This window comes from Rhodococcus sp. 14-1411-2a (genome assembly GCF_002259485.1).
Classification (GTDB): domain Bacteria; phylum Actinomycetota; class Actinomycetes; order Mycobacteriales; family Mycobacteriaceae; genus Rhodococcoides.
This window is the reverse complement of the sequence record NZ_NPGA01000020.1, coordinates 42,907-59,146: the sequence shown is the minus strand read 5'-3', so window position 1 is coordinate 59,146 and position 16,240 is coordinate 42,907. Positions and strand designations below refer to the sequence as shown.

Below are 16,240 nucleotides of genomic sequence, written 5' to 3'. Positions count from 1 at the left end.
CAGGAGTGACGGTGACACACGTCGATACCCTCGTGGTCGGGGCAGGTATTTCCGGCTTGGTCGTTGCGAGACTCCTCCATCGTGCCGGTCAGCGAGTCGTCGTTCTCGAGGCCAGAGACCGCGTGGGCGGTCGGGTCTGGACGATGCGCACCGCCGACGGCATCCTCGACGTCGGCGCGTCCTGGATTCACGGAACGGACGACAACCCTCTCGCCGATGCCGTACACGCCTTCGGAATGCGGACCGTCGAGTTCACCGTCGGTAGCTACCAACCCGACGGCAGGCCCATCGCGTACTACTCCCCCACCGGGACCAGGTTGAGCGACGAGTCCGCCGCGCAGTTCGGCGCCGACGTTCACCACTTCGACGAACTGTTCGCCGCAACGGTTGCGACGTCGTCCCCGGGAACGTCGTTCGGAGACGCAGTGGAAGCAACTCTGACGCAACTGGATTGGAACATCGACCGACTCGAACGAGTTCGCGAGTTCCTCGGACATCGAGCCGAGGAACAGTTGGGAGTAGGAAAAGACCTCCTCGACGCGCACGGTTTGGACGACGACGCCATCGAGGGCGACGAAGTCGTGTTCCCCGACGGTTACGACGAGCTGGCGGTTCGATTGGCCGTGGGGCTCGACGTCCGGCTCGAACACGTGGTGAGGCAGGTCCGTTGGGGTCGAGACGGAGTTGGGGTCGACACCGGATCCGGGACGTTCTCGGCCGAGCGCGCTGTGGTGACGGTGCCGATCGGAGTACTGAAGTCGCCGACGTTCACCGTGGAACCGCCTCTACCGGAACCTGTTTCGGGTGCACTCGAACGACTCGAGATGAATGCCTTCGAGAAAGTGTTCCTGCGGTTCCCCACCAAGTTCTGGGACGAGAACGTCTATGCCGTTCGGCAGCAGGGCGAAGCCGGGCGCTGGTGGCACTCCTGGTACGACGTGACCATGCCCCAGGGACGTCCGACGCTTCTGACGTTCGCAGCGGGTACCTGTGCGCAGCAGACTCGGCACTGGTCGGACGCGCGCATCGCGGACTCGGTTCTCGAGGCGCTGCGTGGCCTGTACGGCGACCGGGTCGTTGCACCAGACCGCGTGTATGTCACTCGCTGGCAGGACGATCCGTTCTCGTACGGTTCGTACTCGTACATGACGGTGGGTTCACGTACGCGCGATCACGACGACCTCGCCACTCCGATCGCAAACGTGCTTCACCTCGCCGGTGAGGCGACATGGACCGAAGATCCGGCAACGGTCACAGCGGCGTTGAAGTCGGGACACCGTGCAGCAGAACGTATTCTGGGGCGTTCGATACCGTTCGGCGACATCTGGAGTCCTACGAAGCGCTGACAGCACGCGCCGAACCCCACCACGCGCGTCTGTGTTCGGTGCAAACTTTCGACCATCTGCGAGTAATGTGCTGTCGACGCACCCACACACCGAGCACTCCAGGATGGCACCGTGGATACCGTCAGTTCGATAATCGACTTCTTGGCAGATCGTCTCTACAGCGTCTTCCTGATCTACTTGTTGATCGGCGTCGGACTGTACTTCACCGTTCGCACCAAATTCGTTCAGATTCGACTTCTTCCGTCGATGTTCAAGGCAATCGGCGGATCTCGGTCGAATGCCGAGGGCGGCATCTCGGCGTTCCAGGCCTTCTGTGTCGGCCTGGCGTCCCGGGTGGGTACGGGAAACATCGCAGGTGTTGCCATCGCGATCACTCTCGGCGGACCGGGTGCAATCTTCTGGATGTGGCTGGTCGCGGTGGTCGGCATGGCGACGGCGTTCATCGAGGCGACTCTGGCGCAGATGTACAAGGTGCGCAATCCCGACGGCAGCTTCCGGGGCGGTCCTGCCTACTACATCCAATTGGGTCTGGGTTCGCGTCGATGGGGAATCGTCTTCGCGTGCCTGCTGATCTTCGCTTTCGGCTTCGCATTCAACATGGTTCAGGCGAACACCATCACCGAATCGTTCTCGTCCACGATGAACATCGATGCCGGGTGGATCGCGGTGTTCCTGGTGGTGCTGTCTGCGCCGATTCTCTTCGGTGGTGTCCGGCGAATCGCGCGGGTGGCCGAGTACCTGCTCCCCGTCATGGCTCTGGTGTACGTCTTGCTCGCACTGGTGATCGTGGCGATGAACATCGGGGAGATCCCGACGGTCTTCGGTCAGATCGTCTCCAGCGCATTCGGTTTGAACGAGGCGATCGGCGGCACGACGGGCGGAATCCTGGCCGCCATGCTCAACGGTGTCAAGCGCGGACTGTTCTCCAACGAGGCAGGTATGGGCAGCGCGCCCAACGCCGCAGCGACCGCGACGGTGTCCCATCCGGTGAAGCAGGGTCTGATCCAGTCGCTCGGAGTCTTCTTCGACACCATCGTCATCTGCAGTGCGACAGCGTTCATCATCCTGGTCTCGGGCGTGTACGACATCAGCAACCCGAGCGGAGTGGCGGGCGCGGTTCTGACTCAGGACTCGATCTCCGCTCAGCTGGGCACGTGGACCACGATTCCGATGACACTGTTGATCTTCACGTTCGCGTTCTCCTCGATCCTGGGCAACTATTCGTATGCCGAGATCAACCTCAATTTCCTCGGAGTCGAGGGCAAACTGCTGAACCTGTTGCGCACCATCGTCCTTGCAGCCATCGGCTTCGGCTCCCTGTCCGCGCTGACGACGGTATGGGCACTCGCGGACGTCGCCATGGCGGCAATGGCAACTGTGAACCTGGTAGCCATTGCGCTGCTGGGCAAATGGGCCTTCGGTGCGCTGGCGGACTTCGAGGCGATGCGTCGCGAAGGTCGCGACGACAAATTCGTCGGACGCGGAAACAGTCATCTGCCGGGCGACCTACCCGGCGACGTGTGGGATCCGGTGCTCGACAACGATCCGGCGGCGAACAAGCCCGACGTCGCGCGGTAAGCGAGGCGGCTGTCGCCGCTGTTCGATTCGGACCTTCCGGACAATTCACACGTTAGGGTGATGAAACGTCCACACCGAGGAGGTTCCATGACGCAGGTCGGCGACGAAGAGAAGGCCGGGCGCGCATCCGAAGGCCACGAGTTCGACGAAGTGGATCGGAAATCGGCCGGAGAACGCGAAGACGAAGTGCAGCCCGGTCGCCGCAAGCGGCAATGGGTCGGACTCGGCGCAGGCGTTCTGTTGGCACTTGTCGTCTATCTGGTTCTCCCGGAGGACGTGGCGCACCCGGCACGGCTGACCGCAGCCACCGCGGTATTGATGGGCATCTGGTGGATGACCGAGGCGGTGCCCATCCCGGCGACCGCACTGCTACCCCTCGTCATCTTTCCGGTATTCGATTCCGGCGTCGTCGTCAACGACGTCGGTGCCTCGTACGGCAACAACATCATCTTTCTGTTCATGGGCGGCTTCCTCCTGGCGCTGGCCATGCAACGGTGGAATCTGCATCGCCGTATCGCGCTGCTGACGGTCAACGCCATGGGCACCAAACCGACCATGGTGATCGCCGGGTTCATGATCGCGACCGGCATTCTGTCGATGTGGGTTTCCAACACGGCCACCGCTGTGATGATGATTCCGATCGGTGTCTCGGTCCTCGTTCTGGTTCTCGACATCGGCAGGAAGGCCGGAGCTGTACCCGGCTCCGACGGTGAAACGAGCCCGGACGCCGAGACCATCACGCAGGCCGTCATCAAGAGCAACTTCGGCACCGCTCTGATGCTCGGTATCGCCTATGCGGCATCGATCGGCTCACTCGGAACGATCATCGGCACCCCGCCCAACACCTTGCTGGTCGGGTACCTGGAGGGTCAGGGAATCACCATCGGATTCCTGCAGTGGATGATCGCCGGCGTTCCGCTCGCCGTGATCCTGCTCGTGATCGCCTGGTTCCTGCTGACCCACGTGATGTTCAAGCCGGAGATCGACGACATACCCGGCGGCAAACAGCTGATCAGAGGTGAACTGGACGCCCTGGGCAGGATGTCGCAGGGAGAGATTCGGGTCGCGATCATCTTCTGCCTGGCGGCCGCTTCCTGGGTGGGGGTTCCGCTGCTCTTCGACAGCCCGCCGATATCCGACACCGGAATCGCCATGACCGCAGCTCTCCTGCTGTTCCTGCTTCCCAGCGGCAGCAAGAAGGGTGTGCGTCTGATCGATTGGGAGACCGCCGTCAAACTCCCGTGGGGCGTGCTGTTGTTGTTCGGCGGCGGGCTCGCCCTGTCGGCACAGTTCGAGTCCAGCGGCCTGACGGAGTGGATAGGTAGCGTCGCGGGCGGTCTCGACACGATTCCAGTGGTCATGTTGGTCGTCGTCGCCACGGCCGCGATCATCTTCCTGACCGAGATCACCAGCAATACCGCGACGGCGGCGACTTTCCTCCCGGTAGCAGGGGGCGTCGCGATGGGCATGAACATCGACATTCTGGTCCTGACCGTCCCCGTAGCGCTGGCAGCGACCTGTGCGTTCATGCTGCCGGTCGCGACTCCACCGAATGCGGTGTCCTATGCCAGTGGATACATCACGATCGGCCAGATGATGCGTGGTGGTTTCTGGCTCAATCTGATCGCCATCTCGTTGATCACCATTGCCGCGTACACGGTGTTCGCGTGGTCGCTGGGCATCCAGTTCTGACGCGCTGGACAGGAAAAATCCACGATCGAAGACCGACTTCGGCTGATTTCGCCCAGACAAGCGTGCTTCGGGTTTACGATGGCGACTTCATCCAGGCGGATGACCCGTTCCAGGTGCGCGCCGCCATCCCCTGGTCGGTGTCGAGTCGGCGTCCCTGCCGGCTCGGCAAGGTACGGGGGGTGGGGCATGGTCTCGGACGTCATCGACTGCAGCACGGTCTTCGCACACGACATCGAGCAGGTCTGCGGGGTCTTGAGCGCGGTCGAGCTGTTCCCACGCTACTTCCCCGGGCTCGACTACTGCGTGCTCCGTGAATCCACGGCCGGCTACCGGTGCGGAGTCGGCGGTGTCGAGCACGCCCTCGACCTGGTGGTGAACAGACGAAACCGGCCGATCATCACCATCGAGCACGTCGAGTCCGGCGGATTCATCAGATTCACCCTCACTGCGCGCTCGGTAGGCGAGACGAAGATCGATGTCACCGTGTTCAGAGCGGGCCTCGGCGGGTCGTACTCGCCCCAACCCGAGCACAACCGCGCGGTGGTCGACTGGGTGATGGGTGGTCTACGCCGACTGGACAACTGCCTCTCCGGCACCTCGACCTCGATCGTGTCCAATACCGGGGATTCTCGGTCACTCCCGTTGGCAATCATGAAGACGATGGTGGGAACCGGCGTCATTCGTGCTGCACGTCCCGACCGCGCGTACAAGCAGCTGAACTCACTGGCGAAATGGGGCTTCACTCTGGGCGGAGGCTTCGCGGCTGCAGCAGCGAAGTCGCCGAACGCGATTGCCTTGATCGACGACCGAGGGACTCGCACTTTCGCAGAGATCCACCAGCGATCGCACCGCATCGCCGCAGGTCTCGATGCGGCTGGAATCAGTCCTGGTAGCACCGTCGGCATTCTGGCCCGAAACCACTCCGGCATGATCGAGTGCACCGTCGCGTGCGGCATGCTCGGGGTCGAGGTGGTCCTTCTCAACACCGGTCTCGCTGCCCGCCAGATCGAGACCATTTCCGCCCGACACCAGCTCCGAGTGCTGTTCGTCGACGACGAGTTCGACTCGATGGTTCGCTACCTGCCCGACGACGTCACTCGTGTGAGCCTGTCGTCTCATACCGCCGTTCCGCGTCGACGCACCCTCGAACACTTCGTCGCAGCACCGTCCGCGACGTTCACGAGGCCGGACAGACCCGGTTCGGTGGTCGTGTTGACCTCGGGAACCAGCGGGTCACCGAAGGGTGCGGTTCGTCCCACACCGAAGGGCTTCGGAACTGTTGCAGCCATGCTCTCTCGCATGCCCCTCCGGATGAACGAGACGATGTTGATCGCGGCACCGATGTTCCACAGCTGGGGGTTGGCGGCACTGCAGATCAGTACGCCGCTGCGCGCCACGGTGGTTCTTCAGGATCGATTCGATCCGGAGGACTGCTTGCGGGCTATCGAGGCGCACCGTTGCACCTCGCTGATCGCAGTTCCGATCATGCTGCAGCGGATACTCGACCTGCCCGACGAGGTCCGATCACGCTACGACACTTCGAGCCTGCGCGTCGTCGCATGCAGTGGGTCGGCATTGACCGGATCGACCGTGAGCCGCTTCATGGACGTCTTCGGTGACGTCCTCTACAACTTCTACGGTTCCACCGAGGTCTCGTGGGCAACGATCGCCACCCCCGAAGACTTGCGCGCCGCCCCCGCCACTGCCGGGCGCCCTCCGCTGGGTACGACGGTCGCGGTACTCGACGCGGACGGTACTGCCGTTCCGGTGGGAACCCTCGGTCGAATATTCGTCGGCAACGACATGCTCTTCGACGGGTACACCAACGCCCAACCGCCGTCGACGGCGTCCGCCCGCGGAGCTGCGCTGATGGATACCGGCGACCTGGGGTACATCGACTGCAACGGGCGGCTGTTCGTCTGCGGCAGGGACGACGAGATGATCATTTCCGGAGGCGAGAACGTCTTTCCCGGCCCCGTCGAGGATGCCATCGCCAATCTTCCTCAGGTCGGCGAGGTCGCGGTCGTCGGTGTGCCCGACAGCGAATACGGGCAGCGTTTGGCCGCATTCGTCGTCGGCCGCGGATCAGCGGGCCTCGATGCGGACATGGTGCGCGCCTACATCCGAAACCGTTTGAGCCGCTTCTGCGTTCCCCGTGACATCACATTCCTCGACGAACTGCCCCGAACCGCGACCGGCAAAGTGATGAAGAGGATGCTGATCGAGCCGCCTACCGCCGCTGGGATGTAATCGTCATTCGACGGCACGGGCAGCAATGGCCCAGAGCCGTTCGGCGACATCGAGATCGAGGGCGTACGAGGCCACGGAGTTCGCCAGTTCGGTGATGTCGGTAGGTCTGTGATCGACGGCGATCGCTTCCCGATTGTCGTTGAAGTAGCGGCCACCGATGCCATCCAGTTGTCCACTGGTAGCGACCATCACGGATGTCGACGCGCCTTGCGCCGGGGTCTTCTGCAGTTCGATGGGAGTGGCGAGCGTGCCACCGACATGGCGTTGCAGAGAGGTCGCGATTGCTCCCGGGTTCACGGAGTTGACCGTGATTCCGTCGTCCGCCCACCGTGAGGTCGCGGCCACTCCGAACAGAACGACGGCAGTCTTGGACTGACCGTAGGCCTGCAGCGGGTCGTAGGGCCGGAAGCGAAAGTCGATGTCGTCGAACACTACCGGCGAGAACAGGTGAGCCGAGGAAGACACCGACACCACGCGCGCACCGTCGGCGAGCCGCAGGGCGTCGTGAAGGCCTGTCGTGAGGGCGAAGTGGCCGAGGAAATTGGTCGCGAACTGCCTTTCCCACGAGTTCTCGACCAGGGTCAGCTCTTGGATGGCCATGACACCCGCGTTGTTGACGAGCAGATCCAGGGGCTCGTCCCACGCGTCGACGAAGGCTCTCACCGATGCGGTGTCGGTGAGGTCGAGCTCGCGTACGTCCATCTCGGAATTTTCGGTGTCGGCGACGATCTCCGCGGCGACTCTCCTGGCGGCGACGACGTCGCGGACAGCGAGGGTGACCCGTGCTCCGCGGCGAGCGAGCGTCCGAGCGGTTTCGATTCCGATGCCCGACGCGCCCCCGGTGACGATGGCGCGATTGCCTGACAGATCGATGCCTTCGCTGACTTCGTCGGCGGTGGCGTCGGCACCGAACGGTGTGACGATTCTCGTCATTTCGCACTCCTTCTCGTGAATCCGCTGTGTGCGGCACTCCCAGAGTGAGGTACTCCCAGGAACCATCACGAGCCCGCGGCATCCTGGGTTCGTGCGGGCTACTCATCACCCGGGTTCCGGATCTACGGTGGAGCGATGGACAACCACGAGGCGCTCGGTGGGTACCTTCGAGCGCGCCGCGAGCAGCTCGACCCCGAGGATGTGGGCCTCATCGGTGGTGGGCGGCGTCGCGTTCGCGGTCTGCGCCGCGAGGAGGTCGCAATGCTTGCGGGAATCAGCACCGATTACTACGTTCGGCTCGAGCAGGGCCGCAACCAGACTCCGTCGACGCAGGTGCTCGACGCCCTGGCCGCGGTGTTGCGTCTCGACGCCGACAGCACTGCGTACCTGCACGCTCTGGCCACTCCCCCTACTTCGGCCCGCCGTCCAGCGAGGAGGACGGAGCGAGTGTCGGCCGGAACTCTTCGCTTTCTCGACGCGTTGCCGATGCCGGCGTTGATTCACGATCGCCGCTTCACGGTGCTGGCCGCGAATCGAATGGCAACGGCGTTGTCTCCCAACAACTCCCCCGGGGTCAACCTGCTCCGTGCGGTATTTCTCGATGCCGACGAGCGAGAGTTGCACCGCGACTGGAGCCGCGTCACCACCGACGCCGTGGCTGGAATTCGGGCTGTCTCGGCGACGCATCTCGACGACGAGGTTCTCACCGCCCTGGTCGGCGAACTGTCGATCGCGAGCGCGGTGTTCAGGCAGCTGTGGGCGCGCCACGACGTACACCTGAGAACGGGCGGCACCAGCCTTCTCGATCACCCCGAGGTCGGCCCCCTCGACCTTCGGCACGAGAAACTGACCGTTGCGGGTACCGATGGCCAGACCCTGGTTGCCTATCACGCCGAACCGAACACCCCCTCGGCCGATGCGTTGCAGCTCTTGGGCACCCTCGCCGCCCACGCACACCGTTAGGAGTCGCTCGGTCGCCGCATGTCGCCGATCGTTCACTCAGTACCGCGCTTTGTATCTACTATCTCAGTTGCTTGACTATTCAGAATCTGAGATTGTTGATCGCAGACACGGGAGGAACGCGAATCGATATGTCGAAGGCATCGGAAGGCCCCCGAGTGGGAAGGCCCTCGCAGGAACGGGGCGAGCATTCTTCCTTTCTTCAGCTGTTCCTCGAAGCAACTCGTACAGAACAAGTCTCCGACGACACACAACCTGCTCGCGACGACCGTGACGGAGGGACAGTGTCTCTGCGCTGAGCGGAGCGAAACACACCTACGTCCCGGTTCCACCACCCGAGCAGGTCCCGGGTCTCATAATCGACAGAGGCCGGTCGGGATTCGAGGATGAGGATCGGAGACATCATGGACACATCGTTGGCAGTCTTTGCCGTGGTCGCAGGCTTCGCAGTCGTTCTGGGTGCCTTCGTATCGATCGCACGCTTACTTCGCTCGCGCATGCGGCGCGGCAGTTTTCACGGAATCGAAAGCGCTGTCGGAGGATCGGCCTTCATGGGCTCGCCGCGCGAGCGTGGCATCACTCCCCCTGATCACGGTGATCCACGCACGCACACCGAACAGAGCGAGCCGTGACCGACTTCGCTTCGGCCTAGGGTTCCGCTGGAACCCCGGCCATGATCTGTCGACACGCAGACGAAGGAGAGAAACCACCATGATCGACGACGAGGCCACGAGTCGGAACAGGGGTCCGCGCTTCGAGGACGGGCTCGAGGTCCGTCGAAACGTGATGGGCCACGAGTACGTCGAGAAGGCGTTTGCCAGTGCCGCCGACACCGACTCCGCTGCCCTGCAGGACTTCGTCACCGACACCGTGTGGGGCGGCGTGTGGACGCGGCCCGGCCTCGACAACCGCAGTCGGAGCCTGCTCAACCTCGGCATCCTCATCGCGCTACGCGCCCACGAGGAACTCGCAGGACACGTACGCGGAGCTCTCCGCAACGGCCTCACCCGAACTGAAATCACCGAAACTGTCGTCCACACGGCGGGGTACTGCGGTGCGCCTGCTGCGCTGGCTGCGATGCGCGTCGTGCAGAAGGTGCTCGATGCCGAACTGGGTCCGCTGGTGCCCGCGAAGGACGACGAACGAGCCGAATGACCGACGGCGGAACCCGCGCATAGTGTCGACGAAGTGGGTACACCGGATGCATGCCGGAACTACCCGAAGTCGAAAACGCCCGACAGGTCGTCGAGAAAGCTCTCGGTCGCGTCATCGTCGACATCGATGACACCGACACTTTCGAGTGCCGACCTCATATGCCGGGCGACATTGCCGGCGCACTGATCGGCGGGAAACTCACCGAGGCTCGTCGACGCGGTAAGGCGATGTGGTGCGAGACCGTCACGGCCGACGGCTCGAGCGGGCCGACCCTCGGCATACACCTGGGCATGGGTGGGCGCGTCATCGTCACCGCTCCCGACGGCGAGCGGACGTCGCAGTACGGAGGCGGCGATCCCCATGTCGGCGAGCGCCCGACCGACAAGCCGGAGTGGACTCGGTTCTCCATGACGTTCGACGACGGTGGACAGCTCCGACTCTTCGACAAGCGCCGACTCGGTCGGGTTCGACTCGAACCCGACATCGACGCTCTCGGTCCGGATGCCGCGGAGATCACGCGCGATGATTTTCGCCACCGAATCGGTTCCAGCGGTGCACCTCTCAAGGCACGCCTGCTCGATCAAGCGGCGATAGCGGGGGTCGGCAATCTACTGGCCGACGAGGTGCTGTGGCAGAGCGAGCAATCCCCGTCCAGGCGGGCCAACACGCTCACGACGGAGGAGCTCGACGAGCTTCGCGTTGTTCTGCGTCGCGCTGTTCGATCGGCCACGACGAAAGGTGGAGTGCACACCGGGGAGATCATTCCGTTCCGAAAGACGGATGCGGCGTGCCCGCGATGTGGTGCCCCGATGGCACGCGGAACGGTGGGCGGCCGCACAACCTGGTGGTGTTCTCGTGAACAATCCTGATCCGATCCATCGCGCGGGACGAGCTCGATAATGCTGTAAGACAGCATTTTTCGAAATTGTCACACGAGATCGCATTCAGCGGAGACTCACCGGACGCCGACCTCCCGACGAGGCGCGCACCGAACTCGTAGCGAACAAGCTGCCGCCGGTTCCCGCGAGCTTCGCCGTGGAGTCGACCGCACGGCCACCTTCACGTCGACGGACTCCCGGCGGCGTTGGATGCCGATAGAGAGTGTCGACGCCACAGCGTTGTACGGCTGAGCTGAGGCTGTGCGTCCCAGAAGAGTCGTTGGGTCAGGACGTCGCTTCGACCGCGAGGCGACCCAGTGTGTCGTTCAGCTGATCCTCGGTGACCAGAGGGAACTTGATCTGCTCGAGCAACTTCTTGTCCGTGACCTTGGACCAGTCGTAGGTATGACGGACCAGCGTCTCGTTCGGGCCCTGAGACTCGAGCTCCCACAGCCACTCCCAGCCGGGAGGCTCGTTGCCTGCGGGTGCCGTCGTCCATGCGACCAGCTTGTCCTTGATGTAGCCCGTCACATGATTGTCGGTCTGGTACTCGCCGCCCATGTGATCGCCCTGCATGTTCATCGTGAACTTCTCGCCGACCTTCTGAATTCGGTCGGCGTGGTCGACGCTTCGTACGAAGCCTGATCCATCGAGCGCCTGATGCCGCTCGGGGTTGGTCAGCACGTCGAAAACAGCGTCGACGGGAGCTTCTATGGTTCGTTCGACTGTGACTTTCGTGTTGTCGGTCATTCTTCCTTTGTGCCCAGAGTTCGACACGTTCAATCGCGGCACCGCCGGAAGATTCGATCGAACCGTCGTCACACCTCGTCCCAGCTGGGCTTTTTCGTCGACGGCTCTGCAGTTCGGGGCCACTTCGCCCACCCACCTGACTCTGCAGTTGATGGTAGGCTAGCCTAACTATCGGCCCGGGGTGATCGATTGCGTACGACGTGAATCCCCGGTGGCCACGTACAAGGCGAGGCACTGTGCCACTTCGTCGGAGCAGAAACATGGAGATAAGCCAATGCGGGTAGTGCTGTTCGGTTTCCAGACTTGGGGTCACAAGACGTTGCAGACGCTCGTGGATTCACGCCACGACGTCGTCGCGGTAGTGACGCATCCGGTCAGCGAGCAAGCGTACGAGAGCATTTGGTCCGATTCCGTCGAAGATCTCGCACGCAATCACGGCATCGAGGTGTACTTGGCGAAGCGCCCCGACAAAGCCTTGGAGGAACGTCTGCAGCTGTGGGCACCGGACATCATCGTGGCGAACAACTGGCGGACCTGGTTGCCTCCCGAGATTTTCGCGATGCCTCCGCACGGCACGGTCAACCTGCACGACTCATTGCTTCCCGCCTTCACCGGATTCTCTCCGGTGATCTGGGCGCTGATCAGTGGTGCCGCCGAGACCGGACTGACGGCGCACCGAATGGACGGCGAACTCGACACCGGCGATGTCATCACCCAACGAGCGGTTCCGATCGGACCGAGGGACACCTCCACCGATCTCGTCGAGGCGACGATCGACTTGATCCCCGAGGTGCTGCTGGACGCACTCGAGAGTATCGAGAACGGCACGGCCACATGGACTCCGCAGGATCTGACGAAACGAACGTTCTTCCACAAACGACACGAGTCGGACAGCTGCATCGACTGGACCTGGCCCGCCGAGGACCTGGACAGATTGGTTCGTGCGATGTCCGATCCCTATCCCAACGCCTACACCTTCCACAAAGGCCGAAAGCTTCGAATCATCACTGCTCACGTCTCGGACGGTATCTACGGCGGAACACCCGGTCGGATATTCATCAGGGAGGGCGCGGGAATGGTGATCGTGTCCGGCCCCGAAGCCCACCGCGGCACCAACCACGGACTCGTCATAGATCGCGTGCGCACCGAAAGTGGGGACGATGTCGATGCGCTCGACTATTTCGTGACCGGCGGCGGCTACCTCACGCCCACGGCATGAAGGACGAGGTGACAGGCGGGCGAATCGTCCGTCGAACACTGACGCGCAACAAGCGCAGAGTGAGCATCGGAACACTGCTCATCTGCATCCACCAGCTTGCCGAGACTGCAGTTCCGATCGCGTTGGGGTGGATCATCGACTCGGCGATTTCCTCGGGCGACGTCCCCTGGTTCGTCCTCTCGATCGTCGGACTTGCAGCGTTGTTTCTTTGTCTGACAACGGCTTATCAGTTCGGTATGCGGTTCCTCAACGTCGCTCTGCAGCACGAGGCGCACCGCATACGAATGGAGGTCACCGGTCGAATTCTCGATCCGCGTGGCCTGGACACAACCCTGCGGGGTGGTGAGCTACTGACCATTTCCAGTACCGACGCCGAACAGTCGGCATGGTTCCTGGATCTGTTCCCGCGCATCGCGGCTGCTGCCACCGCCGTCGTCGCCACGGCCATTGCGTTGATGGTCATCGACGTGCCGTTGGGACTCGCCATCTTCATCGGCACCCCGATCTTCGTCGCCGTGCTTCAGCTCGTCGCACCGCGGGTGACCAGGCGGGCAGCCGAGCAGCAGCGAACGGTCGCCGAGGCGACTGCGCTGGCCACCGACCTCGTCAGCGGGCATCGGTCGATCGAAGGTATCGGCGCGGAAACCGTAGCGGCGACGCGCTATCGACAAGCCAGCGCGAAAGCCCTCGGTGCAGCACTGCTCACGGCGAGATCGCTGGCGACGCAATCGGGGATCACCACCGGCGTGAGCGCGGTGGTTGCTGCATCCGTCGCGGGGCTAGCCGGCTACTTCGCTCTCATCGGACGCATCACCGTCGGAGAATTGATTGCCGTCGTCGGTCTGGCGCAATTCCTCATCGAACCACTGGGTGTGTTGTCCTCCACCCCGGCGATCATCGCCCGGGCGCGGGCGTCGGCCGATCGCGTCGCCCTGGTACTGGGAGCGGATCGAATTCTGCACCACGGCAACCAGCACATCACCGGCAAGCGGCTCGATCTCGGACTCCGCGGCGTCACGCACCGGTCATTGCAGAAGATCGACCTCGACATCGCGGCTGGGGAGACAGTCGGAATCCTGGCGTACGGGTCCGAGGACGCCGAGTCGATCGTGGCCGTTCTGTCCGGGCAGGTTTCGGCTGCCGACGTCAGCGGCGATGTTCTGCTCGCAGGCACGCCCACCCGCGACATCGAACTCGCGCAGGTCCGAGCAGCAATCGTGGTCGAACCACACGTCTCCGACCTGTTCGCCGACACGGTGAAGAACAACATCACCGCCGGACGCGGATACACCGACCGACAGCTCGACGGAGCGCTTCGCGCCTCGGGTGCAGACCAGATCGTCGACAGTCATACCGACGGTCTCGAACAGCGGCTGACCGAGAGGGGTGCCAATCTGTCCGGGGGACAACGACAGCGCATCGCGCTGGCACGGGCCCTGTTCGCCGAGCCTCCCGTACTGGTGCTGCACGAACCGACCACCGCAGTCGATTCGGTCACCGAACACACCATCGCTCGGGGTATCGCGACTCTTCGTCACGGGCCGAACGTACGGACCCCGAAAACGACGATCATCGTGACCAGCAGTCCTGCATTGCTGTCCGTGGCTCACCGGGTAGTGGTGATACGTGACGGCCGAATCGCGGCGGACGCACCCCATTCAGTTCTCCTCGAACGGGCCGAGGGCTATGCGGAGGCGGTGCTGCGATGACCGACGACACCCGTCTGCCCGTCGCAACCGCCGGACGATCGTGGTCGTGGCTACGCGGACAACTCGCGGCCAGGCCAGGGCTCGTTGCCCTGACTCCATTTGTCGGTATCGTCTCCGCCGTCTCGGCTCTGGCACCGATCCTGATTCTCGGTCGCCTCGTCGACGAGGTCGTCGCGGGCGGGCCGCCGGGCCGGATCGTGATGGTGGTGGTTCTGGTCATGATCGCCGCAGGCGTCAACGGGGTGTTCGCCGGACTGATGGCTTACCTCGTGGCGAAACTGGGCGAAGGCGTGGTGGCACAGCTGCGCGAGCAGGTGGTGACCCGAGTTCTCGCGCTCCCCACCCGCACGGTGGAACGGGCGGGACGCGGAGATGTGCTCTCGCGCATCAGCGATGACGTGTCCCAGGTGACCCGCGCCGTCAACGGCGTACTCCCTGCCGTGGTGAACGCGGTGTTGTTGATCGGGGTGTCCGTCGTGACGATGTACGGCATCGACTGGCGTCTCGGGCTGGCCGGCAGTTTGGCACTACCGTTGTACGTCACCGCTCTTCGGTGGTATCTGCCGCGCAGCGGCCCTCTCTACGCTGCCGAACGGGCCGCGATGGGCGATCGTTCGCAGGCGCTGATCAGCAACATCCAAGGCGCGCGCACGGTGCGCGCGTACCGCCGCGAAGACACTGCTGTCGCGTCCGTGGAGACGGAATCCGAACGCGCCAGGGACTTCTCCATCGCCACGTTCACACTGCTGACTCGCTTCGTCGGCAAGGAGAACCGCGCGGAACTGGTGGGTCTCACCATCATCCTGAGTACTGGGTTCTTATTGGTCAGAGGCGATCTCGTGACTCTGGGCGCAGTCACCGCTGCAACGTTGATGTTCCATCGACTGTTCAACCCGCTCGGTACGGTGCTGTTCCTGTTCGACGATATCCAATCCGCCGGTGCCAGCCTCGATCGTCTCGTCGGCGTGGTCGACATGGCATCGACTCGAACGACAGGGATCGACGCCGAACCTGTCGACGCGACGTTGGAACTATCCGACGTCACGTACGCCTACTCCACCGGGGGCGACGTTCTGCACGGAATTTCGCTCAGCGTTCCCGCCGGAAGTACGGTGGCAGTGGTCGGCTCGACCGGTGCCGGAAAGACGACTGCCGCGCTTCTCGCAGCCGGGTCCCTCGAGCCCGACCGCGGCTCGGTCACGTTGGGCGGCATCCCGTTACGTGATCTCGGTACCGACCGACTCAGGCGGCACATCTCGATCCTCTCGCAGGACGTCCACGTCAGTGCCGGCCCTCTCGCCGACGATCTGAGGCTCGCGGACGCGGATGCCGACGACGCCGCTCTGTGGGACGCCCTCGATCGGGTCCGAGCTGCCGACTGGGTCCGGGCTCTGCCGGAGGGCCTCGACACACGCATCGGGGAGAACGGGCATCCGCTCAGTGCATCCCAAGGGCAGCAGCTCGCACTGGCGAGACTGATCCTGTCCGATCCCCCGGTCGCAATACTCGACGAAGCGACCGCGGAGGCCGGCAGTAGCGGAGCCCGCCTGCTCGAAGAAGCCGCATCGGCGGCGACCGAGGGCCGGACCACGGTGATCGTGGCGCACCGGCTGACGCAGGCCGTGGCAGCAGACACGGTCGTGGTGCTCGAGCACGGCCGTGTCGTGGAATCCGGCACCCACGCCGATCTCGTGACAGCAGACGGCCGATATGCGCGTCTCTGGTCGGCATGGTCGGGCAGAACAGATGTCGAGTAGACGCACCCACGAC

At 63.6% G+C, this 16,240-nt stretch carries 13 protein-coding genes; 11 read left to right on the top strand and 2 right to left on the bottom strand.

The genetic code is table 11. The features are described from left to right. Nucleotides 1-11 precede the first annotated feature (11 nt). The 4 genes from CH291_RS21390 (at nt 12) to CH291_RS21375 (ending at nt 6,866) form a co-directional block, all read left to right on the top strand. Entirely contained in the window at nt 12-1,346 is a 1,335-nt protein-coding gene (locus CH291_RS21390; protein ID WP_094688868.1) for a flavin monoamine oxidase family protein, read from the top strand. A 111-nt stretch (nt 1,347-1,457) separates the two neighbouring features. After that, on the top strand, nt 1,458-2,924 hold the full coding sequence (locus CH291_RS21385; RefSeq protein ID WP_094688591.1) for an alanine/glycine:cation symporter family protein: 1,467 nt from the start codon (nt 1,458-1,460) through the stop codon (nt 2,922-2,924). Nucleotides 2,925-3,011: 87 nt separating this feature from the next. Beyond that, on the top strand, nt 3,012-4,616 hold the full coding sequence (locus CH291_RS21380; RefSeq protein ID WP_094688590.1) for an SLC13 family permease: 1,605 nt from the start codon (nt 3,012-3,014) through the stop codon (nt 4,614-4,616). Between the two features lie 186 nt (nt 4,617-4,802). Continuing rightward, a complete protein-coding gene (locus CH291_RS21375) occupies nt 4,803-6,866 on the top strand; it encodes an AMP-binding protein (RefSeq protein ID WP_068282475.1) in 2,064 nt (687 codons plus the stop codon). 3 nt (nt 6,867-6,869) lie between these two features. Here CH291_RS21375 and CH291_RS21370 read toward each other — a convergent pair whose 3' ends face one another. Continuing rightward, a complete protein-coding gene (locus CH291_RS21370) occupies nt 6,870-7,799 on the bottom strand; it encodes an SDR family NAD(P)-dependent oxidoreductase (RefSeq protein ID WP_094688589.1) in 930 nt (309 codons plus the stop codon). Between the two features lie 135 nt (nt 7,800-7,934). Between CH291_RS21370 and CH291_RS21365 the strand changes: the two genes are divergently transcribed. The 4 genes from CH291_RS21365 to CH291_RS21350 all read left to right on the top strand — a co-directional run bounded on the left by CH291_RS21365 (nt 7,935) and on the right by CH291_RS21350 (nt 10,783). Beyond that, entirely contained in the window at nt 7,935-8,762 is an 828-nt protein-coding gene (locus CH291_RS21365) for a helix-turn-helix domain-containing protein (RefSeq protein WP_094688588.1), read from the top strand. 401 nt (nt 8,763-9,163) lie between these two features. Continuing rightward, on the top strand, nt 9,164-9,391 hold the full coding sequence (locus CH291_RS21360; protein ID WP_143536503.1) for a hypothetical protein: 228 nt from the start codon (nt 9,164-9,166) through the stop codon (nt 9,389-9,391). 79 nt (nt 9,392-9,470) lie between these two features. Next, nucleotides 9,471-9,914 carry a carboxymuconolactone decarboxylase family protein gene (locus CH291_RS21355; protein ID WP_068047341.1) on the top strand — a complete coding sequence of 148 codons (444 nt, stop codon included), beginning with the start codon at nt 9,471-9,473 and terminating at the stop codon, nt 9,912-9,914. A gap of 50 nt (nt 9,915-9,964) precedes the next feature. Beyond that, the gene (locus CH291_RS21350) at nt 9,965-10,783 is read left to right on the top strand and encodes an Fpg/Nei family DNA glycosylase (RefSeq protein ID WP_094688587.1); all 819 of its coding nucleotides are present in this window, start codon (nt 9,965-9,967) and stop codon (nt 10,781-10,783) included. A 294-nt stretch (nt 10,784-11,077) separates the two neighbouring features. Here CH291_RS21350 and CH291_RS21345 read toward each other — a convergent pair whose 3' ends face one another. Further along, on the bottom strand, nt 11,078-11,542 hold the full coding sequence (locus CH291_RS21345) for an SRPBCC family protein (protein ID WP_068047344.1): 465 nt from the start codon (nt 11,540-11,542) through the stop codon (nt 11,078-11,080). Nucleotides 11,543-11,816: 274 nt separating this feature from the next. On the opposite strand from CH291_RS21345, the gene CH291_RS21340 reads away from it, so the two are divergent. The 3 genes from CH291_RS21340 to CH291_RS21330 are packed head-to-tail and all read left to right on the top strand — an operon-like array spanning nt 11,817 to nt 16,227. Next, entirely contained in the window at nt 11,817-12,761 is a 945-nt protein-coding gene (locus CH291_RS21340; protein ID WP_068047345.1) for a methionyl-tRNA formyltransferase, read from the top strand. After that, nucleotides 12,758-14,470, top strand: coding sequence for an ABC transporter ATP-binding protein (locus tag CH291_RS21335; RefSeq protein ID WP_176460524.1), 1,713 nt, complete (start codon nt 12,758-12,760; stop codon nt 14,468-14,470). Before CH291_RS21340 ends, CH291_RS21335 begins: the two co-directional genes overlap by 4 nt. Next, nucleotides 14,467-16,227, top strand: a complete 1,761-nt coding sequence (locus tag CH291_RS21330; RefSeq protein ID WP_094668751.1) for an ABC transporter ATP-binding protein — start codon at nt 14,467-14,469, stop codon at nt 16,225-16,227. Before CH291_RS21335 ends, CH291_RS21330 begins: the two co-directional genes overlap by 4 nt. Nucleotides 16,228-16,240 lie beyond the last annotated feature (13 nt).